We start from the raw sequence: 21,660 nt of genomic DNA on the forward strand, positions 1-21,660 counted from the left end.
CGCGCGACCGGCTCACGGGCCGGTCGCACGGCCGATCGTCCGGAAGGAGGGACGTCGATGAGCACGAAGGACTTCGTCGAGAAGGACTATTACAAGGTCCTCGGCGTCCCCAAGGACGCCACCGACGCCGAGATCAAGAAGGCGTACCGGAAGCTCGCCCGCGAGTTCCACCCGGACGCCAACAAGGGCGACGACAAGGCGGAGGAACGCTTCAAGGAGATCTCCGAGGCGAACGACATCCTCGGTGACGCCAAGAAGCGCAAGGAGTACGACGAGGCGCGCGCCCTCTTCGGCAACGGCGGGTTCCGGCCCGGGCCGGGAGGCGCCGGGGGCAACTTCAACTTCGACCTGAGCGACCTCTTCGGAGGGGCCCAGGGCGGTGGCCCGGGCGGCGGGACCGGCGGGGCCGGCGGCTTCGGCGGCGGCGGTGGTGGTCTGGGCGACGTCTTCGGCGGTCTGTTCAACCGGGGCGGCGCGGGTACGCGGACGCAGCCGCGGCGCGGCCAGGACATCGAGTCCGAGGTGACGCTCAGCTTCACCGAGGCGGTCGAGGGGGCCACGGTCCCGCTGCGGATGTCCAGCCAGGCGCCCTGCAAGGCGTGCTCCGGCACCGGTGACAAGAACGGCACCCCCAGGGTCTGCCCGACCTGTCTCGGCACCGGCCAGGTGTCGCGCGGCTCCGGCGGCGGCTTCTCGCTCACCGACCCCTGCGTCGACTGCAAGGGCCGGGGCCTCATCGCGCAGGACCCCTGCGACGTCTGCAAGGGCAGCGGCCGGGCGAAGTCGGCCCGGACCATGCAGGTCCGGATCCCGGCGGGCGTCTCGGACGGCCAGCGGATCCGGTTGCGCGGCAAGGGCGGTCCCGGTGAGCGCGGCGGACCGGCCGGCGACCTGTACGTCGTGGTCCACGCCGACGCGCACCCGGTCTTCGGCCGCAAGGGCGACAACCTCACGGTCACCGTGCCCGTCGACTTCACGGAGGCGGCGCTCGGCGGCGAGGTGAAGGTGCCCACGCTGGGCGGCCCGCCGGTCACCCTGAAACTTCCGGCCGGCACCCCCAACGGGCGCACGATGCGCGCCCGCGGCAAGGGCGCGGTCCGCAAGGACGGTACCCGGGGCGACCTGCTGGTCACCGTCGAGGTGACGGTGCCCAAGAATCTCGGCACCGAGGCCAGGGAAGCACTGGAGGCATACCGGAAGGCGACCGCGGGCAGCGATCCGCGGGCGGACCTCTTCCAGGCGGCGAAGGGAGCTTGAGGTGGACGGCCGACGACGTAATCCGTACGAACTGACCGATGAGACACCGGTGTACGTGATCTCGATCGCGGCCCAGCTCTCGGGCCTCCATCCGCAGACACTGCGCCAGTACGACCGCCTGGGGCTGGTCTCGCCCGACCGCACGGCCGGGCGCGGCAGGCGCTATTCGGCCCGCGACATCGAGCTGCTGCGCACGGTTCAGCAGCTGTCGCAGGACGACGGCATCAACCTCGCCGGCATCAAGCGCATCATCGAGCTGGAGAACCAGGTCGCCGCGCTCCAGCAGCGTGTCGCCGAGCTCACGGCGGCGGTGGACGGCGCGGCGGCGGCGATGCAGCAGCGCGAGGCCCAGGTGCACGCCTCGTACCGGCGCGATCTGGTGCCGTACCAGGACGTGCAGCAGACCAGCGCGTTGGTGGTCTGGCGGCCCAAGCGGCCCAAGGACTGAGCCGCGCGCCCAAGGACTGAGCCGCGCGTGCCCAAGGACTGAACGGAGCCGGAGTTTTCCGGGGGATGCCCCGGAAATCCGGCCAGAGCGCCGGGGAGACGACCGACGGGTCGGCTCCCCGGCGCTCTGCCGTGTGCGCCGCGCCGTGTGCGCCGCGCCGTGTGCGCCGCGTGTCCGGTGCCTTGTGAGGTGACCGGACTCCGACGTCCGGACGGCGGACGAAACCCTCCTCCGCCCGATCGCGTCCTGTCGTATGGGGCCACGGACGGGCAAGGTCGGCACCGTCCCGCGCGGTCTCGTCGCACCACACCGCACCACACGTCACGAGCCGGGGGCCGAGCCGCCCGGCGGCACAGTCGGGAGTCAGCACGCATGTCCATGGTCGGTCTCTTCTGGATCACCGCAGCGTCGGCGCACATAGGCGCCCCGCCCAATGAGACCGGTCCCGGTGTGCTGCTCACCGAGGAGGGCCTGACCGGGCTCGGGGAGGACCAGCGCGGCACCTGGGCGTGGCGTGACATCCGGCGCGCGACGGTGGTAGGCGCGCCCGTACGGTCCTCGCCGGGCCGGGTGGCCGGGATCCTGCTGGAATCCGTGACGACCGTCGCCTTCGGCGGGTTCGACGACGGCCCGGCGATGTTCATACGCCTCGACACCCCCGACGGGGAAGTGGAATGGGCCATGTACGCGCCCGCCGCCTCCTACGGCACAGCCGAGTTCCGGCTGTCGCAGGACCTGCTGGACGCGTATGCGGACGGCCGTGCCACCCCCGCCGCCCTGCTCGCCTGGGGCCGTGAGTGGCAGGGCGGAACCCCCGCACGGGCGAAGCGGGAGAAGCTCCTGGCGGAGTGGGGCGGGGCGCGGCGCACGGCGTGAGCCCATCGCGGTGGCTGGTGGCTCGTGGCCGCGTCGGACGCACCGGAGGGGCCGGGCCCGGCGGTCCGGGCGGCGGTGCCGGTGGTGGGGGCGGGCCCGGCAACCGGGTCGGAGCCGCTTCCCGGGACGAACGGCCGCTCCGCGATGGCCTGTTGCGGGCGCGTGCGCGAGAGGATCTGGCGGGCCGGGAGCCGGTCGTACCGGGCACGGGGACGACCCGCGGGGCGGTGCTCCGGTGTTTCGCGATTGCGACCGTGTCAGTCCGGCACCTGTTCCAGAATCCCTGAACGTGCGATCAGGTAGCCGAGTTGGGCGCGGCTGTTGCTGCCGAGGACGGCGGACAACTTGGCGACGTGCGCACGGCAGGTGCGGACGTTCATGCCGAGACGGCGGGCGATGGAGTCGTCGACATGTCCCTCCACGAGGAGTTGGGCGATGGACAGCTGAACTCCGCTGATCCCCTCGGGAGTCGGGTCGTACTTGACCTCTTCGAGGAGCGGCGCCGCCCGGGTCCACAGCTGCTCGAACACCTTGACGAGATACTTGACGAGCCCGGGATGGCGCAGTTCCAGGGCGACTTGGCGGTCGTCCTGGGCGGGGATGAACGCCACGGTGCGGTCGAAGACGATGAGCCGCTCGATGAGTTCTTCGAGCGTGCGGATCTCCACGTTGTCGTCGGCCATCCGCTCGGCGTAGGCCAGGGTGCCTGGGCTGTGCCGTACGGTGTGCTGGTAGAGGGTGCGGATGCTGACACCGCGATCCACTACGGAAAGGCCACGTTCCAAGGCTTCGCTGAGGCGATCCTCGCTGCGTCCGCCGCCCGGCTGGACGGTGAGGACTTCCGATCGGCACTCCGCCGTGGCGAGGTCCAGCGCCGCGTTGATCCGGTTGACCCCTTCCAGCACGGTGATGGCGTGAGTGGTCGGCGGATCCTGGGCGCTGATGTCCATGAACGGCTCGAAGGACTCGGTGAGCAGGACCGAATGCCGTCGGCGCTCCTGGATCTCGCGCTCGATGGGATGCAGGTGTTTCGCCAGGGCGGCGGACGGCGGCACGGGGCGCAGCCAGTCGGCGTCATCGGGGTCGGGGTGCAGCAGGGCGAAGTCCATGAGGCAGGGAGCCGGTTCCACTTCGCTCCTTGCGATACGTCCCGACCGCAAAGCGCTGGCGTACAGCCGTGCTCCTGGCTCGCAGAGTTCGGTGATCCCATGAGGATGTGTCGGCTTTGTATTGCTTGTGACCATATTCTCCACCCCCCAGGTTCCTGAACATGCAGGAACATGATGCATCGACCCGGTGGTGTTCGTGTGCCCAGGTGAGACATCGTCTTAGGTGCGGGGGAGAAGAATCCACAAGTGAGGACGAAGCCGACTATGTATAAGCGAATGCTTCGCTCGGCGCTTGCCGTCTCGTTCGCCGCGGCCCTGGGACTCGGGGCGGTGAGCGGCAGCGACATCGCATGGAGCAGCGAGGCGGCATCCTCGCCGGGTGACATTGCGTGGTCCACCCAGGCGTCGGGTGACATCGCCTGGTCCGTCCGGGCCGCGGCCCCCGGTGACATCGCATGGGTCACCCCGGCTACCGCCCAGGACGACATCGCATGGGGTGTCCAGGCGGCGCCCGCGCCCGGTGACATCGCCTGGTCCACGCCGAACCACCTGGGCGCATGACCATCCCGCCGGACGACCGGACCTTCCGGCGGGAAATGGCCACGGCCTACCGATCAGGCTGGCATTTCATCGATCTCGTCACAGCCGTCCCCCGCCGTGGCGACTCGCTGATGGTCACTCTGTTCGGCGACCCCATCGTTGTCGCGCGCGAAGAAGACGACGAAGTGCGTGCGTACCGCTGCCTGCGCAAGCCGCGCGGAGCACCGCAGCCCGTCCGCTGCGCGATCCGGTACGACATGATCTTCGTGAATCTGGACCGGCGGGACCACCAGCTGTTCCAACCAGAGACCATTTCTGCCACCCCCCGCAGTGCCTGAGCGATCCCCCGTCGTTACACGTCGCTCAGTCACTCCCCCACACAACGGCGCCATCGTGACCTGAACACGATGGCGCCGTTGTGCTTTCCCGTCCTGTGTCGCGCCCTGCCGTGCCGTGCTCCGGCGGGGCGCGTGTCCTGCCGTGGCGCGCCGCGTCCTGCCGGGGCTTTTGCCCCGCGGGGGGTCATGCCCTGCCGGGGGTCATGCCTTGCCGAGCGCCCGGTCCAGGGTGATCTCGATGACGACACGGTTCGGGTTGGGTGCCGGCGTGCGCCCGTAGCGCTCCTCGTAGCGGCGTACGGCGTCGGCGACCGCCTCCTCGTCGGTACGCACCCGCGCGCGCCCCTCCAGCGTCGCCCAGCGGCGCCGGTCGACCTGGCAGACCGCCACGCGGGCGCCGTCCGGGCCCGCCGCCAGGACGTTGGTCACCTTCCGGGTGCTCTTGTCACTGATGACGCGGGCGAGCCCGGCCCCCGGGTCGTACGTCACGCCCACCGGCACCACGTGCGGCGAGCCGTCGGGGCGAGGGGTGGTCAGGGTGCACAGGTGGTGCTCGCGCCAGAACGCGAGGTACTCGGGGCTCGGATTCGTCGGGTCGACTGCCATGCGCACAGCGTAGGCAGGGGCCTCCTGGCCTGCGGCGGCGGTGGTCCCGTCCGGCCGGTTCAATCGGAACGGGGCGCGGTGAGAACGGCACGCGGCACGGCGCTGCCCGGCGCGGTCCGGCCCGCCGCGGCATGAGCCGGCGCGACGCGGACAGGTCGGCGGTGCACGGCGCGGACGGCGCGGCGGTGAGTGTGTGCGGAAAATCGGGTTGAGTGGAATAGACTCAAGTTAGTAGACGTTGACTTAGTCAGTGTTGTGGAGAGAGCAGCCACCGCAAGGAGGAGACGACGCACGTGGACGCCGAGCTGACCAACAAGAGCCGGGACGCCCTCAACGCGGCCACCAGCAGGGCCGTGAAGGACGGTCACCCCGACCTGACCCCCGGGCACCTGCTGCTCGCGCTGCTCGCGGGCGAGGACAACGAGAACATCATCGATCTGCTGGCAGCCGTCGAGGCCGACCAGATCGTGGTGCGTTCCGAGACGGAACGGCTCCTGGGCGCGCAGCCCAGCGTCACCGGCTCGACCGTCGCCCCGCCGCAGCCCAACCGCGAGCTGCTGGCCGTCATCGCCGACGCCGCACAGCGCGCGAAGGACCTCGGTGACGACTACATCTCCACCGAGCACCTGCTGATCGGCATCGCCGCGAAGGGCGGCCGGGCCGGTGAGATCCTCTCCGGGCAGGGCGCCAGTGCGAAGAGACTGCTGGACGCGTTCGAGAAGAGCAGGGGAGGGCGCCGGGTGACCACACCCGACCCGGAGGGTCAGTACAAGGCTCTGGAGAAGTTCGGCACGGACTTCACGGCCGCCGCGCGCGAGGGCAAGCTCGACCCGGTGATCGGGCGCGACCAGGAGATCCGGCGCGTCGTCCAGGTCCTGTCCCGCCGCACCAAGAACAACCCGGTGCTCATCGGCGAGCCCGGCGTCGGCAAGACGGCCGTCGTGGAGGGGCTCGCGCAGCGCATCGTCAAGGGCGACGTCCCCGAGTCCCTGCGCAACAAGCGGCTCGTCTCGCTGGACCTCGGTGCGATGGTCGCGGGTGCGAAGTACCGCGGCGAGTTCGAGGAGCGGCTGAAGACCGTCCTCTCCGAGATCAAGGAGAGCGACGGGCAGATCATCACGTTCATCGACGAGCTGCACACCGTCGTCGGCGCGGGCGCGGGCGGCGACTCCGCCATGGACGCGGGCAACATGCTGAAGCCGATGCTGGCGCGCGGTGAGCTGCGCATGGTCGGCGCCACGACGCTCGACGAGTACCGCGAGCGGATCGAGAAGGACCCGGCCCTGGAGCGGCGCTTCCAGCAGGTGCTGGTGGCGGAGCCCAGCGTCGAGGACACCATCGCGATCCTGCGCGGCCTCAAGAGCCGGTACGAGGCCCATCACAAGGTCTCCATCGCGGACTCCGCGCTGGTGGCCGCCGCGACCCTGTCCGACCGCTACATCACCTCCCGCTTCCTCCCCGACAAGGCCATCGACCTGGTCGACGAGGCGGCGTCCCGGCTCCGCATGGAGATCGACTCCTCGCCGGTCGAGATCGACGAGCTCCAGCGCGCCGTCGACCGCCTGCACATGGAGGAGCTGGCGCTCAGGAACGAGTCCGACGCCGCCTCCAAGGAGCGTCTGGAGAAGCTCCGCCGCGACCTCGCGGACAAGGAGGAGGAGCTGCGCGGCCTCAACGCCCGCTGGGAGAAGGAGAAGCAGGGCCTCAACCGCGTCGGTGAGCTGAAGGAGCGCCTGGACGAACTGCACGGCCAGGCCGAACGCGCCCAGCGCGACGGTGACTTCGACACCGCTTCCAAGCTGCTGTACGGGGAGATCCCGGGCCTGGAAAGGGAGCTGGCGGAGGCGACCGAGGCCGAGCAGGAGGCCGCCAAGGACACGATGGTGAAGGAGGAGGTCGGCCCGGACGACATCGCGGACGTCGTCGGTTCCTGGACCGGCATCCCCGCCGGACGCCTGCTGGAGGGGGAGACGCAGAAGCTGCTGCGCATGGAGGACGAAATCGGCAAGCGCCTCATCGGCCAGACCGAGGCCGTGCGGGCGGTGTCGGACGCGGTACGGCGTACCCGTGCCGGGATCGCGGACCCCGACCGGCCCACCGGATCGTTCCTCTTCCTCGGCCCGACCGGGGTCGGCAAGACGGAGCTGGCGAAGGCGCTCGCCGACTTCCTGTTCGACGACGAGCGGGCGATGGTCCGCATCGACATGAGCGAATACAGCGAGAAGCACAGCGTCGCGAGGCTCGTCGGCGCCCCGCCCGGATACGTCGGCTACGAGGAGGGCGGCCAGCTCACGGAGGCGGTCCGCCGCCGCCCGTACAGCGTCATCCTGCTGGACGAGGTGGAGAAGGCACACCCCGAGGTCTTCGACATCCTGCTCCAGGTCCTCGACGACGGCCGGCTCACCGACGGACAGGGCCGGACGGTGGACTTCCGCAACACCATCCTGATCCTGACCTCGAACCTCGGCAGCCAGTTCCTGGTCGACCCGCTGACCAAGCCCGAGGTGAAGAAGGAGCAGGTCCTGGAGGTCGTACGGGCCTCGTTCAAGCCGGAGTTCCTGAACCGGCTGGACGACCTGGTGGTGTTCTCCGCGCTGACCGGCGACGAGCTCTCGCACATCGCGAAGCTCCAGATCGACCGGCTCGCCAGGCGCCTGGCCGACCGCCGGCTCACCCTCGACGTCACGCCGGAGGCCCTGGCCTGGCTGGCCGAGGAGGGCAACGACCCGGCGTACGGCGCCCGGCCGCTGCGCCGCCTCATCCAGACGGCGATCGGGGACCGGCTCGCCAAGGAGATCCTCGCGGGCGAGGTCAGGGACGGGGAAACGGTCCGGGTGGACCGGGCCGGGGACGGTCTGCACGTCGGTGCCGCCTCGTAGCTCTCCGGGGGCGTGCAACCCGCCCGGCGCCGGGACGTCGTCGCCCCGGCGCCGGGCAGCCATCACCTGGGGGGGAGCATTCTGCTCCCTCTGCTCCTTCCGCGGGCCCCGGCTCCTTACGCGGGGCCCGGCGGGACCGGCCCGCACGGGCCGCGTGTCAGCTCGTGGCGGATCGGCCCCGCCGGGGCTTGCCATCCCCCGCCCGCCATGGGAGAGGATGTCGGCAACCGCACGAAGGGAAAAACACGGTGAGCATCGATCCGTCCTCGATTCCTAATTTCGGGGGCCAGCCCGAACCGCAGGCCGCAGGACCGGAGGGCCCCGTCGTCCCTGACCAGGACCTCGTCAAGCAACTCCTGGACCAGATGGAACTGAAGTACGTCGTGGACGACGAGGGCGACCTCGCCGCGCCGTGGGAAGAGTTCCGTACCTACTTCATGTTCCGCGGCGAGGCCGAGCAGCAGGTCTTCTCGGTCCGTACGTTCTACGACCGCCCGCACGCCGCGGACCAGCGCCCGGTCCTCCTCGACGCGATCGACGACTGGAACCGCCGCACCCTGTGGCCGAAGGTCTACACGCACACCCACGAGGCCGAGGAGGGTTCCGACGACACCGGTACCTCGATCCGGCTGATCGGTGAGGCGCAGATGCTCATCGGTACGGGCGTCAGCCTGGAGCACTTCGTCTCGTCGACGGTCAGCTGGGTGCGCGCCTCGATCGAGTTCGACAAGTGGCTCCAGGAGCGTCTCGGCCTGGTCCCGTCCGAGGAGAAGCCGGAAGGCGCCGACGGCACGGAGCAGGCCGCACCGGACGCCTGACCGGTACGAGCGGGCAAGCGGGCGGGGACGGGCCGGAAAGGCCCGCCCCCGCCCGCGCCGCGTCCGTCCGGCTCGCCGGCAGGACGGCCGGCCGTTCCCGAGACGCCGGCCGCTCTCAGGACGGCCGCCCTCGGGTCGGCCGCTCGTTTTTCAGGACGCCTCAGGACACCAGTCGCTTGAGGCGGTCCACCGCCTCGTGCAGGACCTCCGTCCGCTTGCAGAAGGCGAACCTCACGAACGGCGCGCCTTGCTCGCGGTGGTCGTAGAAGACCGCGTTCGGGATGGCGACGATGCCACACCGCTCGGGCAGCGCCCGGCAGAAGGCGAAGCCGTCGCTCTCGCCGAGGGGGCGGATGTCGGTGGTGACGAAGTACGTGCCGGCCGGTCGGTAGACCTCGAAACCGGCCTCGGCGAGCCCGCCGCTCAGCAGGTCCCGTTTGGCCCGCAGGCCGGCGCGCAGCTCGTCGTGGTAGCTGTCGGGCAGGCGCAGCGCCTCGGCGACCGCGTACTGGAGCGGGCCCGCGGACACATAGGTCAGGAACTGCTTCGACGAGCGGACGGCGGCCACCAGCTCGGGGCTCGCGGTGACCCAGCCGACCTTCCAGCCGGTGAACGAGTACGTCTTGCCGGCCGATCCGATGGTGACGGTGCGCTCGCGCATCCCGGGGAAGGTGGCGAGCGGGAGGTGCTCGCCCTCGAAGACCAGGTGCTCGTAGACCTCGTCGGTGACGACGAGGAGGTCCCGTTCGCAGGCCAGCGCGGCGATCGCGCCGAGCTCCTCGCGGGTGAGGACGGTGCCGGTGGGGTTGTGCGGGGTGTTGAGCAGGATCAGCCGGGTGCGGGGGGTGACGGCGGCGCGCAGCTCGTCGAGGTCGAGGCGGTAGGTGCCGGTGGCCGCGTCGGGGTGGAGGGTGACGGGGACGCGGACACCGCCCGCCATGGCGATGCACGCGGCGTAGGAGTCGTAGTACGGCTCCAGGGCGATGACCTCGTCGCCGGGCTCCAGCAGCGCCAGCAGGGACGCGGCGATGGCCTCGGTGGCGCCCGCGGTGACGAGGACCTCGGTGTCCGGGTCGAGATCGAGCCCGTAGCGCCGCCGCTGGTGGTCGGCGATCGCGGCGCGCAGTTCGGGGACGCCGGGGCCCGGCGGGTACTGGTTGCCGTGCCCGGCGCGCAGGGCACGTACTGCGGCCTCCCTGATCTCTTCCGGGCCGTCGGTGTCGGGGAAGCCCTGGCCGAGATTGATGGAGCCGGTCCGTACGGCAAGCGCCGTCATCTCCGCGAAGATCGTCGTGCCGAACTCGGCGAGGCGGCGGTTGAGCAGCGGTCGTCCCTGAGTCATGGCCGCCATCCTGCGGGCAAGCTCTGGAGTTGCTCAAGTCTGATTTCGGCTTACGGGGGCGGGGCATCCCCCGTACGAGAACGGCGCCATGATGTGAGCCGAACGGCACGACGACGTGTCGGACGGACGACGGCGCGTGAAGAAGCGGGGGACCTCGCTTCGGGGGAACGGAAGGACGTGAGGTCGATGGAGATATTCGTCGCAGTGGTGATAGCGGTCGCTGTGATCGGGCTGGTCGTCTCGCTCGTGGTGAAGGCCGGTAACCGGAAGAAGACGCGGGGGAGGGGCGGGCGTCGGGGCGGTGACGGCGGTGACAGCGGTGGCGGCAGCTGGTGGGCGGGCGACAGCAGTGGTGCGTCCTGCGGAGGCGCCGGCGACTCGGGCGGTCACTCGGGCGGCCACTCCGGGGGGCATTCGTGCGGGGGCGGCCACTCCTCGTGCGGCGGGGGCGGCTGCGGTGGAGGCGGCGGCGACTGATACGGCGCGGACGGCATGCGGCAGTCGATGCAGCGCGAAGTCGCCGTAGCGCAATCGCCCGTGGTGAGTCGTCACGAAGCGCCCGAAAGCAGAAGAGTTGGTGCGAGCGCTTCGTAACAGCGCGGAGATTGTGGGTAGTTGATGTAGGGGCCGACGCGGGCGTGGCCGATCCGCGTCCGTCGCGGAGCCTCGTGCCATGGCGCCCGGCCGGTGTGCGAGGTCGGTGTACGGAAGGTGCCCGGTGGGTGAACTCCCGCCGGGCACCGTTTTGTTGGGACTTTCGCGAGTTATCCGGTGAACAGATGAACCGAGGGCCCCCCGGGCGGATGGAAACCACGGCAAGTTGGGCAAAAAAGCTGTGGATGCGGCTTACTTCGTGATTCCCTCGGTGGAGAGAACATTCAGCCCTCGGACCCGAGTTGGACCTGATCGGGCGCTTCCAAACCTCCCACGTGCATCGCGTCGGAGGCGTCCCCTGTCCATGTGTCCACGCTTTCTTGCGGAGCCGACCCATGCTCACGACCCTCCAGACTGCCTATTCCGACACCCGCGCTGCCGACCTGGCCTGGGCGTTGGGGCGCGAACCGCTCCCCGCCCTGGCCGTGCTCGACCTCGATCTCGCCGGAGCCCGACTGCAACTGCGCCTGCTCGGCGCCTCCCACCAGGTGCTCCTGGAGGAGGAACGCGGCAGCTGTTCCGAAACCGTCGCGTGTATTCCCGGCAGCAGCACGCCGTTGCCGCTCGGCGTCGCCAAGCGGCTCGGTGAGTGGGAGTACGAGTTCGCGGCGCGCGTGGAGACGCTCTCGGCGGGATTGTTCGCGGGGCGGGCGCAGGAACTCCTCGCGCTGGTGGCCGATCATCCGCACGGTCTCGCCGGGACGTTCCCCGGCAGTCCGCACGCCTTCACGGCGATGCTCGCCCAGCGGACCGGGGAACAGGTGCAGTGGCGGACCTGGCACGCGTACCCGCAGGAGGGCCGGTTGGTGGTGACGCGTACGCGCGTGGGGGTGCGGATGTCCGCGGCGGCGGCGCTCTGAGCCGGGTCGAACTCCTTCGGAGGTGGCTCCCTCGGCGCCAACCCCTTTGTGAATACGCCGCTTACACCCTTGTGGGTGACCCAAAGCCACCTTCCCGTAACGTAGCGTTCGCCACATGATCGACCAGCAGGTCTCGCTGCGAGGGGGCGCGGCACATCTTCCCGTACGGCCGAGGACCGGCCGCTGGTTCGTGCTGTCCGCCGTCTTCGTCTGTGCCGCCTGTGGCCTGGTGTACGAGCTCGAACTGGTGGCGCTCGCCTCGTACTTGATCGGTGACTCCGTCACCCAGGCGTCCGTCGTGCTGTCCGTGATGGTGTTCGCGATGGGCGTCGGCTCGCTTCTCGCGAAACGTTTACGCAGTCGGGCGGCGGTCGGTTTCGGGCTGATCGAGGCGCTGCTCGCGCTCGTCGGGGGTTCGTCGGCGGTGGTGCTGTACGCGACGTTCGCCTGGTTCGGGGAGTCGCGGTACGCCCTGGTGGGTTTCTCGCTCGCGATCGGGATCCTGATCGGTGCGGAGATCCCGTTGCTGATGACGCTGATCCAACGCGTCGACCGGCAGGACGCCGGGGGCGCCGTCGCGGACCTCTTCGCCGCCGACTACGTGGGCGCGCTGGTCGGCGGGCTCGCGTTCCCCTTCCTGCTGCTGCCGATGCTCGGGCAGCTCACCGGGGCGCTGTTCACCGGAGCGGTCAACGCGGCGGCGGGCGGGGCGCTGGTGCTGTGGGTGTTCCGGCGGGACCTCGCCCCGCGTTCCCGGTGGCTGCTGCTCGTCGTCAACGTGGCGGTGATCGCCCTCCTCGCCGTCGCCACGGTGCTGGTCGACGACTTCGAGCGGGCGGCGCGGCGCGCGGTGTACGGGGACGGGGTGCGGGTCGCCGTGCAGACCGGGCTGCAGGAGGTCGTGCTGACGGGGACGGGGCGCGGTTCGCTGGACCTGTACCTGGACGGGCGGCTGAAGGTCAGCGCTCGCGACGAGTACCGCTACCACGAGGCACTGGTGCACCCGGCGATGGACGGGCCGCGTGCCCGCGTGCTGATCCTGGGCGGGGGCGACGGGCTCGCCGCCCGGGAGGTGCTGCGCTACTCCGACGTACGCGGCGTCACCGTCGTCGAGCTCGATCCCGGTCTCACCCGGCTGGCCCGTACCGACCGCGCCCTTTCGGCGCTGAACCGGCACGCCTATCGCGACGCCCGGCTGACGGCCGTCGACGCGGACGCCTTCACCTGGCTGCGGACCGCGCGCGACCGCTACGACGTGGTGATCTCCGACCTGCCCGATCCGGGGATCTCGGCCAGTACGAAGCTCTACTCGGCGGAGTTCTACGGGCTGGTCGCCGAGGTGCTGGCGCCGGGTGGCCGGGTGGTGGTGCACGGCGGTCCCTCGGTGTCCCGGCCGCGTACGTACTGGACGGTGGAGGCGTCGATGAGGGCGGCGGGCCTGCGCACCCGCCCGTACCGGATCAGCGGCCGGGGCACCGATTTCGCGGCCGGGCCCGACCGGGCCACACACCGGGCGCAGGCCGAGCACGGCTGGGGCTTCGTCCTCGGCGGCGCGGAACGCGCTCCGGCGCTCCGGCTCGCGCCGTCGGCGCCGAGGCTGCGGTCGTTGACAGAACGCTCGCTGGAGCGCGCGGGACGAGAAGCGGAAGACGCCCGGCCGCGCGGTCTGCCGCCGTCGACGCTGGTCCACCCGCGGTACTGGGAGGACCGGTGAGCCGGGGTAGGGAATCGGTCGTGGGCGGGGAGGGAGCTGGTGGGATTACGGCGGGCAGTCGTGGCGGGCGATGGCGGGAAGTCGTGGTGCGCGTCGGCGGGCAATGGCGGGCAGGCGCGGTGGGCGCCGACGGGCAATGGCGGGGAGTCGGTGGGGGGCGTCGGCGGGGCGTGTGCCGGGAGCTCGCGACGCGGAACCGCTGACGTGACGGCCGGGGCTGAGTAGGCTCGGTTTTCATGGAGCATGAGGTGTTCGTTCCGGTTTCGGTCCCGTCCCTGCGGCGGACGCTGAGTGATCCCGTCCGTGTCGCACGCTGCGTGCCGGGGCTGCAACAGGGCGCCGAGGCGTCGGCCGACCCGCTGTCGGGCCGGTTGCGGATCCGGGTCGACGGCCGCACGATCACGTACCGGGGTGCGCTGCGGCTCACCGTCGTGGCGCAGGACGGTGCCGATGGCAGGGCGGCTTCGGAGAGCCGGGAAGGCCCGGAGAGCGCGGAGGACCGGAGCCGGGGAGGATCGCGGCGGGGCGATGTCCTGGTGACGGGCGAGGGCGTCGAGGCCCGGGGCGGTGGCTCGGCGAAACTGACACTGACGATCGGGCTGACCGAGCGGGACGGCGGTACGGCGATCCTGTTCGCGGGCACGGCGACGGGCGACGGCCGCATTCTGGACCTGGATCCGGCGGCGGCGCTCGCGACCGCAGTCCGCCTGCTGGACCGCTTCACGCAGCAGCTCGTGACGGAGGCGCTGACGGACGGCGAGTCGGCCGAGAGCCCGGAGGACAGCGGCCCGCAGGGCGGTGGCGCGCAGGACGACGGACCGCGGGACAGCGGCGCGGGCGGCCCGGCGGACGAGGCCGCGACCGCGGACGGTCCGGCGGGTGAGGTCACGGACGGCCCGGCGGACGGATCCGTGTCCGGCCACCCGGAGCACGAGGCCCTTCACGGTATCGACGACACCGACCTCGACGACGCCGAGCGGACCGTGGGAGAAGCGGTGGAGCAGGCCATCGAGGAGGGGGCCGAGGAGGCCGACACGACCGGCGCGGCCACCGCCCGGCCCGCCGCCGCTCCCGGGAGCACCGGTGATGACGACACCGACGGCGTGGACGACGGCGTCGACGACGACACGCCGCCCACGCACGAGGCCGCCCCCGACGAGGCGCCCTCCGCCGAGAAGCCGCCGGGCGCGGGTTCCGACTTCGACGCCCCCGTGCCCCCGCCGTCACTCGACCCGGAGGAGGAGATCGAGTTCACCGTCCCCGACGGCCCCCCGGCCGAGGCCGCGCACGCCCGGCGCACCATGATCGGCCGCAGTGCCGAGGAGGTCGACCACGCGCCGCCGCGCGGCAGGTACGCGCCCGTGCCGTCACCCGATTCGACCTCCGCGGGGGTCACACTCCGCTGGGTCGCCCCCGCCGCCGCGCTCGCGCTCGCGTCGGCCGTCGTGGTGGGCCGGGCGTTGCGGCGACGGAGGTAGTCGCGCCAGTAATGTCGGTCGCGTGAGTAGCAGTGAGAAGGACGTCCGGCTGTCAGTCGGCGACGCAGAGCTGACCGTGAACCCCGCCAACGGCTGCCGCATCGACAGCCTCCGGATCGGTGGCACCGAACTGCTGCGGCAGGGGGAGCGGTACGGCTCCTTTCCGATGGTGCCGTGGTGCGGACGCACCGGGTACGGGCTCTTTCACAACGGCGACGTCCCGCACCGATTGCCGCTGAACGCCCCGCCGCACGCCATCCACGGGACCGGCAGGGACACCGCCTGGCGCAGCGCCCGGGTGGGCGAGCGGGACGCCTCGTTCTACTACGACCTCGTCGACCCCTGGCCGTATCCGGGCCGGGTGACCCAGACCTTCGAGCTGTCCGAGGACTCGCTGGTGCTCGCGCTCGGCATCGAGACGTACGGGAACTCGTTCCCGGCACAGGCCGGCTGGCATCCCTGGTTTCTGCGCAACCTCGGCGGCGGGGGGAAGGACGTGCAGGTGGCCTTCGACGCGGCCTGGCAGGAGGAACGGGGCGAGGACCATCTGCCGACCGGCCGCCGCCTCCCGCCGCTGCCCGGCCCCTGGGACGACTGCTTCGGGATGCCGGACGGTGTCGACGTGACCCTCACCTGGCCGGAGCAGCTGGAGCTGACCGTGAAGAGCCGGGCCGAGTGGGTCGTGATCTACGACGAACAGGCGGAGGCGGTCTGCGTGGAACCGCAGTCCGGCCCGCCGAACGGGCTGAACACCGACCCCCGGTACGTCACCCCGATTGACCCGCTGGAGATCCGGACGACCTGGAACTGGCGCAGGCTCTGACCCATCCCGGGATGGGCCGGTACCGGCCCATCCCGGCATGGGTGCGGGTGCGTGATCGGGAAGGGGCGGGTCCGGGACCGGACCGGCCGGGCAGGGACACGCGTCTGACGGGAGCGCCGCGGCCGGGTCGGACTCGGCCCGGCATTGGCCCGGACATATGCGCGCGACCTCTTAAGCTCGTAACCATGACTGACGTACGTGCTGAGCTGCTCCAGCAGATCAAGGACAAGGCCGTGGTACACGGCAAGGTGACCCTCTCCTCGGGTCTTGAGGCCGACTGGTACATCGACCTGCGCCGCATCACGCTGGATGGCAAGGCCGCCCCGATGGTCGGGCAGGTCATGCTCGATGCCACCGCAGAGCTGGACTACGACTGCGTGGGCGGGCTGACTCTGGGGGCCGACCCGGTCGCCACATCGATGCTGCACGCCGCCGCCGCGCGCGGGCAGGAGCTCGACGCGTTCGTCGTTCGCAAGACGCAGAAGGCGCACGGGATGCAGCGCCGCATCGAGGGCACGGATGTGAAGGGCCGCCGCTGCTTGGTCGTCGAGGACACGTCGACGACGGGTGGTTCGCCGCTGACGGCCGTCGAGGCGGTGCGCGAGGCCGGTGGCGAGGTCGTCGCCGTCGCCGTGATCGTGGAGCGGGGTGCGGCTGCGGCGATCACCGAGGCCGGTCTGCCGTACATCCACGTCTACTCGGTGGCCGACCTCGGTCTGGCCTGATACGCGGTCTGACCTGCGATTTTCTTCAGGGGTGGGCGGTTTCACGTGAAACCGCCCACCCCTGGCGCATGCCTTGGACCGCCCGGCAGGGGTTCGTGTGCGTAGGCCGGGTGGAGCCGTGACGGGAGTCTGGGAAGATGGGGACGACGATGATGTCGCCCCCAGGTCAGGGAACCAGCACCTACACCCGCAAATCCCAAGGAGCGGACACATGCCCATCGCAACCCCCGAGGTCTACGCCGAGATGCTCGACCGGGCGAAGGCAGGCAAGTTCGCCTACCCGGCCATCAACGTGACATCGACCCAGACCCTGCACGCTGCACTGCGTGGCTTCGCCGAGGCGGAGAGCGACGGCATCGTCCAGATCTCCACCGGCGGCGCGGAGTTCCTGGGCGGTCAGTACAACAAGGACATGGTCAGCGGCGCAGTCGCCCTGGCCGAGTTCGCGCACATCGTCGCCGCCAAGTACGGCATCCAGGTCGCGCTGCACACCGACCACTGCCCCAAGGACAAGCTGGACGGCTACGTACGTCCGCTGCTCGACATCTCCGCCGAGCGCGTCGCCAAGGGCCAGAACCCGCTGTTCCAGTCCCACATGTGGGACGGCTCCGCCGAGACCCTCGCCGACAACCTGGCCATCGGTCAGGAACTGCTGGCCAAGGCCGCCGCCGCCAAGATCATCCTTGAGGTCGAGATCACCCCGACCGGTGGCGAGGAGGACGGCGTCTCGCACGAAATCAACGACGAGCTGTACACGACCGTCGACGACGCGCTGCGCACGGCCGAGGCGCTCGGCCTGGGCGAGAAGGGCCGCTATCTGCTGGCCGCCTCCTTCGGCAACGTGCACGGCGTCTACAAGCCCGGCAACGTCGTGCTCCGCCCCGAGCTGCTGAAGGACCTCCAGGAGGGCGTCGCCGCCAAGTACGGCAAGGTGTCCCCGTTCGACTTCGTCTTCCACGGCGGGTCCGGTTCCACCGAGCAGGAGATCACCACCGCCCTGGACAACGGCGTCGTGAAGATGAACCTCGACACCGACACCCAGTACGCCTTCACCCGCCCGATCGTGGACCACGTGTTCCGCAACTACGACGGTGTGCTGAAGGTCGACGGCGAGGTCGGCAACAAGAAGGTCTACGACCCGCGCAGCTGGGGCAAGTCCGCCGAGGCGGGCATGGCCGAGCGTGTGACGAAGGCGTGCGCCGACCTGCGATCCACCGGCACCAAGCTGAAGTAGCGCAGGCAACGGACGTACGGAAGCTACGGACGTACGGAAGCTACGGACGTACGGAAGCTACGGACGTACGGAAGCAACAGGCGTACGGATGCAGCGGACGCGCAGAAGCAGCCGAGACGCGCAGAAGCAGCGCGGACGTACGGACGACAGGCGCGCCGCACGAGGCGGCACGTGACGAGGCTGTGGGCCCGGCACCCCCTGGAAAGCACTCGGGGCGCCGGGCCCACGGCGTGACGGGCAGGGGAGAATCGTTGTGAGTGCCGGCGCACGTTATGACTTCGACACCGTCGTCGACCGTCGTGGCACCTGGTCCGTGCAGTGGGACGGGGTCGCGGACCGGTTCGGGGTGGACGGGCTGCTGCCGTTCACCATCTCCGACATGGATTTCGAGACCGCCCCCCAGGTGCTGTGCGCGCTGCGGACCCGGCTCGACCACGGCGTCTTCGGCTACACGACCTGGCAGCAGGACGATTTCCGCTCGGCGATAGCGCACTGGTACGCGACCCGGCACGGGGTCCGGATCGACACCGGACAGCTGGTGTACGGGCCGTCCGTGCTCAGCCAGCTCTCGCAGCTGCTCCAGATGTGGACGGCCGAGGGCGAGGGTGCTGTCGTCCACACCCCGGTGTACGACGGTTTCCGCAAGGCGATCACCGGGCTCGGGCGCGAGCTGCGGGGTGTTCCGGTGGGGGACACCGCCGCGCTGGAACGTGAGCTCGCCCGCACCGACAGCAAGGTCCTGGTCCTGTGCTCGCCGCACAACCCGACCGGACGGGTGTGGACGCGCGACGAACTCGGCGCCATGGCGTCGCTCGCCGCGCGCCACGGTGTCGCGGTGATCAGCGACGAGATACACGCCGATCTCGCGCACCCGGGGCATGCGCATGTGCCTTGGACGTGCGTCGCCGACGAGGGGGAGGGGGAGGGGGAAAGGCGCTGGGCGTTGCTCTCGTCCGCGTCGAAGGCATTCAACTTCCCCGCGCTGACCGGTTCGTACGGTCTGATCGGTGACCCGACCGACCGGGCGGAATTCCTGCGCCGGATGGAGACGGCGGAGGGACTCGCCTCCCCGGCCGTGCTGTCGCTCACCGCGCACATCGCCGCGTATCGGGAGGCCGCGGACTGGCTGGACCAGGTCCGTGCCTATGTCGGCGGGAACTTGGAGCTGGTGGCGGAGCGGCTGAACGAGGCGTTCCCCGGCCTGGGATGGGAGCCGCCGCAGGCCGGTTACCTGGCGTGGATCGACCTGCGGCCGGTGGGCATCGAGGGCGCCGACGGCGACGAGGCGTTGCAGCGGGTGCTGGTCGAGCGCGAGAGGGTCGCGGTGATGCCGGGGGCGGTGTACGGGGCGGAAGGCTTCGTACGGCTGAACGTCGGGTGCCCGAGGTCCAAGGCGGAGGCGGGCGTCCAGGCGCTGATCCGGGGCGTGAGGGCCGTGGCTGGAGGCGTGTCGTAGGTCGGGTCCTGTCGTAGCGCGGGGTTTCGGAGGTTCCGGGGGCCATGGGTCCGGCTCCTCGTGGCTTCTGGAGTCTTCCGGGGCGGTTCCGTCCGTCTGTGTGAAGGAGCACGGGCGGATTCGCTTGAATGCGTACAGGTGCGTTCGCTCCGATGGCTGCTGCGGCCCCGAGCGGGGATGCTGCTCATATGCCTGACGCAGAGACGGGAGCCATTCGCGTCGCCTCCCCTGCGGGGCGGTGGGTCGTCCTCACCACCGTGCTCGGCTCCAGCATGGCCCTGCTGGACTCCACCGTCATCAACGTCGCCCTGCCCCGCATCGGCAAGGACCTCGGCACCGACCTGGCCGCCCTGCAATGGACCGTCAACGCCTACATGCTGACCCTCGCCGGGTTGATCCTCCTCGGCGGTGCCCTCGGCGACCGGTTCGGGAGGCGGAGGGTCTTCGTCGTCGGAATCGTCTGGTTCGCCGCCGCCTCCGTGATGTGCGGGGTCGCGCCGAACGCCGTCGTCCTGATCACCGCTCGCGCGTTCCAGGGCATCGGCGGGGCACTCCTCACCCCCGGTTCGCTGGCGCTGATCCAGGCGAGCTTTCACCCCGACGACCGGGCCCGTGCGGTCGGGCTGTGGTCGGGGTTCGGCGGGATCGGGGCCGCCATCGGGCCGTTCGTCGGCGGCTGGCTCGTCGACGGGCCGGGATGGCGATGGGTGTTCCTCCTCAACGTGCCGCTCGCCGCGATCTGCGTTCCGGTGGCGCTGCGCCACGTACCGGAATCGCGCGACCCGCACGCCCACGGGCGCTTCGACGTCCTGGGCGCTGTGCTCGCCGCGCTCGCCCTGGCCCTGGTGACCTACGCGCTGATCGAGGCCCCCGGCCGGGGCGTGTCCGGCGTGGTGATCGGGACGGCCCTCGCCGGGGTCGCCCTCGGGGCCGTTTTCGTACGAGTGGAACGCCGACGGCGGAACCCGATGCTGCCGCCCTCCGTGTTCGCTTCCCGGCAGTTCACCGTCGTCAACGTCATCACTCTCTGCGTGTACGCGGCGCTGGGCGGTTTCTTCTTCCTCTCCGCGATCCAGCTCCAGGTCGTGGCCGGGTACTCGGCCCTCGGCGCGGGCACGGCCCTGCTGCCCATGACCCTGCTGATGCTGGTCTTCTCCGCCTCCTCGGGCGAGCTGGGGCAGCGCATCGGCCCCCGTATCCCGCTCGGCGTGGGCCCCCTGGTCGCCGCCACCGGGATGCTGCTGATGCTGCGGGTCCGGCCCGGGGCGCACTCCGTCTCCTCCTACCTCACGGACGTTCTCCCGGCCGTCGCCGTGCTCGGCGCCGGCATGGTCACCCTCGTGGCACCGCTCACCGCGACCGTCCTGGCCTCCGTGGACACCGCACGGGCCGGTCTCGCCAGCGGGATCAACAACGCTGCCGCCCGCGCCGCCGGGCTGATCGCGGTTGCCGCGCTGCCGCTGCTCGCCGGGATGGGGCCGGAGGCGTACCGGAACGCCGAGGAGTTCGCGGTGACGTTCCGGCGGGCCATGCCGATGTGCGCCGGGCTGCTTGTGCTGGGCTCGCTGATCGCCTGGGCGGCCGTACGGAACCCGCCGGTGCCGGCAGCGGAGAGGGAGGCGGAGGGGAAGGGCGAACCGGAGGGGCGGAGGGTGGGTCGGTGGAAGGACTGGACAGGGTGGCGGAAGGGCCGGGGGAGGGTGCGGCCGGAGGGGCGGGTGCGGCCCGAGTGCGCGGTGCACTGCGGCGTCGTCGCCCCGCCCCTGGAACCCGCGCGCGAGGAGTCCGCACATGACGAGTCCGCACATGACGAGTCCGCGCGCGAGGAGCCTGTGCGGCCTGTGCACGGGGAACCCGCGCGTGACGAGTCCGCGTGTGAGCAGCCGACGCGTGACGAGTCCGCTCGTGGCGAAGGAGCGGGAGGGCCGGGGGACGCGGGAGGCGCGGGAGGCGTCGGACGACACCCGACGTGAACCCCCGCAACGGGGAGTGCCCGCACGCACCGGCGTGAACCGCCTCATCGCCGTGCGCCCGGGTACCCCCGGCGCGCATGTGCCAGGCACACTTGAACGCATGTCGATCCACGAGAACCTGCTCGGGGGACCGCCCCCGACCCATCTGCCGGACGATCCCGAGCCGCGCGAACTGCTCGCGAGCGGCGCGGCCCCCGCAGATGTCGCCGCGAAGTACCCGACCTCCTCCCTGGCCTGGGCGCAGCTCGCCGACGAGGCGTTCGAGGGCGGTCGCGTCATCGAGTCGTACGCCTACGCCCGCACCGGCTACCACCGAGGCCTCGACGCATTGCGCCGGGCCGGATGGAAGGGCCACGGCCCGGTGCCGTTCGAGCACGAGCCGAACCGCGGCTTCCTGCGCGCCCTGCACGCGCTGGCACGCGCCGCCGGGGCGATCGGCGAGCAGGAGGAGTACGAGCGCTGCACGACGTTCCTGCGGGACTCCTCGCCGACCGCCGCCGAGACCCTCGGCTGAGGCACCCGGGACCGCC

20 protein-coding genes are annotated in these 21,660 nt (G+C 71.1%); 17 read left to right on the plus strand and 3 right to left on the minus strand.

The features are described from left to right. Positions 1-57: 57 nt before the first annotated feature. The 3 genes from dnaJ to ACFYXM_RS31825 all read left to right on the plus strand — a co-directional run bounded on the left by dnaJ (position 58) and on the right by ACFYXM_RS31825 (position 2,581). Positions 58-1,257, plus strand: a complete 1,200-nt coding sequence (gene dnaJ / locus ACFYXM_RS31815; protein ID WP_389294589.1) for a molecular chaperone DnaJ — start codon at positions 58-60, stop codon at positions 1,255-1,257. 1 nt (position 1,258) lies between these two features. Further along, entirely contained in the window at positions 1,259-1,705 is a 447-nt protein-coding gene (locus tag ACFYXM_RS31820; RefSeq protein ID WP_389294591.1) for a heat shock protein transcriptional repressor HspR, read from the plus strand. Between the two features lie 372 nt (positions 1,706-2,077). Further along, on the plus strand, positions 2,078-2,581 hold the full coding sequence (locus tag ACFYXM_RS31825; RefSeq protein ID WP_389294593.1) for a hypothetical protein: 504 nt from the start codon (positions 2,078-2,080) through the stop codon (positions 2,579-2,581). 257 nt (positions 2,582-2,838) lie between these two features. Here the strand turns inward: ACFYXM_RS31825 and ACFYXM_RS31830 are convergent, their stop codons facing one another. Beyond that, positions 2,839-3,825, minus strand: coding sequence for a helix-turn-helix transcriptional regulator (locus tag ACFYXM_RS31830; RefSeq protein ID WP_389294595.1), 987 nt, complete (start codon positions 3,823-3,825; stop codon positions 2,839-2,841). A gap of 141 nt (positions 3,826-3,966) precedes the next feature. Here ACFYXM_RS31830 and ACFYXM_RS31835 point away from each other — a divergent pair, with 141 nt between their 5' ends. After that, a complete protein-coding gene (locus ACFYXM_RS31835) occupies positions 3,967-4,251 on the plus strand; it encodes a hypothetical protein (RefSeq protein WP_389294597.1) in 285 nt (94 codons plus the stop codon). Next, positions 4,248-4,568, plus strand: a complete 321-nt coding sequence (locus tag ACFYXM_RS31840) for a (2Fe-2S)-binding protein (RefSeq protein ID WP_389294599.1) — start codon at positions 4,248-4,250, stop codon at positions 4,566-4,568. The genes ACFYXM_RS31835 and ACFYXM_RS31840 overlap by 4 nt, the downstream gene beginning before the upstream one ends. Positions 4,569-4,769: 201 nt before the next feature. Here the strand turns inward: ACFYXM_RS31840 and ACFYXM_RS31845 are convergent, their stop codons facing one another. Beyond that, positions 4,770-5,174, minus strand: coding sequence for a pyridoxamine 5'-phosphate oxidase family protein (locus tag ACFYXM_RS31845; protein ID WP_073789010.1), 405 nt, complete (start codon positions 5,172-5,174; stop codon positions 4,770-4,772). Between the two features lie 293 nt (positions 5,175-5,467). Here ACFYXM_RS31845 and clpB point away from each other — a divergent pair, with 293 nt between their 5' ends. Together clpB and ACFYXM_RS31855 are read left to right on the plus strand one after the other, a co-directional pair. Beyond that, the gene (clpB, locus tag ACFYXM_RS31850) at positions 5,468-8,053 is read left to right on the plus strand and encodes an ATP-dependent chaperone ClpB (protein ID WP_389294601.1); all 2,586 of its coding nucleotides are present in this window, start codon (positions 5,468-5,470) and stop codon (positions 8,051-8,053) included. A 248-nt stretch (positions 8,054-8,301) separates the two neighbouring features. Next, complete coding sequence (locus ACFYXM_RS31855; RefSeq protein ID WP_073789007.1) at positions 8,302-8,871, plus strand: YbjN domain-containing protein; 570 nt, start codon at positions 8,302-8,304, stop codon at positions 8,869-8,871. 160 nt (positions 8,872-9,031) lie between these two features. Here ACFYXM_RS31855 and ACFYXM_RS31860 read toward each other — a convergent pair whose 3' ends face one another. After that, complete coding sequence (locus ACFYXM_RS31860; RefSeq protein WP_389294602.1) at positions 9,032-10,213, minus strand: pyridoxal phosphate-dependent aminotransferase; 1,182 nt, start codon at positions 10,211-10,213, stop codon at positions 9,032-9,034. Between the two features lie 186 nt (positions 10,214-10,399). Between ACFYXM_RS31860 and ACFYXM_RS31865 the strand changes: the two genes are divergently transcribed. The 10 genes from ACFYXM_RS31865 (at position 10,400) to ACFYXM_RS31910 (ending at position 21,644) form a co-directional block, all read left to right on the plus strand. Beyond that, positions 10,400-10,690 (plus strand): hypothetical protein, encoded by a 291-nt coding sequence (locus ACFYXM_RS31865; RefSeq protein WP_389294603.1) that lies wholly within the window; start codon positions 10,400-10,402, stop codon positions 10,688-10,690. Between the two features lie 512 nt (positions 10,691-11,202). Continuing rightward, a complete protein-coding gene (locus tag ACFYXM_RS31870) occupies positions 11,203-11,727 on the plus strand; it encodes a DUF2617 family protein (RefSeq protein ID WP_389294605.1) in 525 nt (174 codons plus the stop codon). A 115-nt stretch (positions 11,728-11,842) separates the two neighbouring features. Then, positions 11,843-13,441 (plus strand): polyamine aminopropyltransferase, encoded by a 1,599-nt coding sequence (locus tag ACFYXM_RS31875; protein WP_389294607.1) that lies wholly within the window; start codon positions 11,843-11,845, stop codon positions 13,439-13,441. Between the two features lie 248 nt (positions 13,442-13,689). Beyond that, positions 13,690-14,919: a hypothetical protein gene (locus ACFYXM_RS31880; RefSeq protein ID WP_389294658.1), complete on the plus strand. Its 1,230-nt coding sequence runs from the start codon at positions 13,690-13,692 to the stop codon at positions 14,917-14,919. Between the two features lie 22 nt (positions 14,920-14,941). Further along, the gene (locus tag ACFYXM_RS31885; protein WP_389294609.1) at positions 14,942-15,742 is read left to right on the plus strand and encodes an aldose 1-epimerase; all 801 of its coding nucleotides are present in this window, start codon (positions 14,942-14,944) and stop codon (positions 15,740-15,742) included. A gap of 185 nt (positions 15,743-15,927) precedes the next feature. Further along, positions 15,928-16,467: an orotate phosphoribosyltransferase gene (gene pyrE, locus ACFYXM_RS31890; protein WP_389294611.1), complete on the plus strand. Its 540-nt coding sequence runs from the start codon at positions 15,928-15,930 to the stop codon at positions 16,465-16,467. A gap of 211 nt (positions 16,468-16,678) precedes the next feature. Continuing rightward, on the plus strand, positions 16,679-17,701 hold the full coding sequence (fbaA, locus tag ACFYXM_RS31895; protein ID WP_389294613.1) for a class II fructose-bisphosphate aldolase: 1,023 nt from the start codon (positions 16,679-16,681) through the stop codon (positions 17,699-17,701). Between the two features lie 253 nt (positions 17,702-17,954). Continuing rightward, positions 17,955-19,157 (plus strand): MalY/PatB family protein, encoded by a 1,203-nt coding sequence (locus ACFYXM_RS31900; RefSeq protein ID WP_389294615.1) that lies wholly within the window; start codon positions 17,955-17,957, stop codon positions 19,155-19,157. 188 nt (positions 19,158-19,345) lie between these two features. After that, on the plus strand, positions 19,346-21,130 hold the full coding sequence (locus tag ACFYXM_RS31905) for an MFS transporter (RefSeq protein WP_389294617.1): 1,785 nt from the start codon (positions 19,346-19,348) through the stop codon (positions 21,128-21,130). 100 nt (positions 21,131-21,230) lie between these two features. Beyond that, positions 21,231-21,644: a DUF3151 domain-containing protein gene (locus ACFYXM_RS31910; protein WP_362625636.1), complete on the plus strand. Its 414-nt coding sequence runs from the start codon at positions 21,231-21,233 to the stop codon at positions 21,642-21,644. Positions 21,645-21,660: the final 16 nt, after the last annotated feature.

Source organism: Streptomyces sp. NPDC002476, assembly GCF_042889785.1.
Lineage (GTDB): Bacteria > Actinomycetota > Actinomycetes > Streptomycetales > Streptomycetaceae > Streptomyces.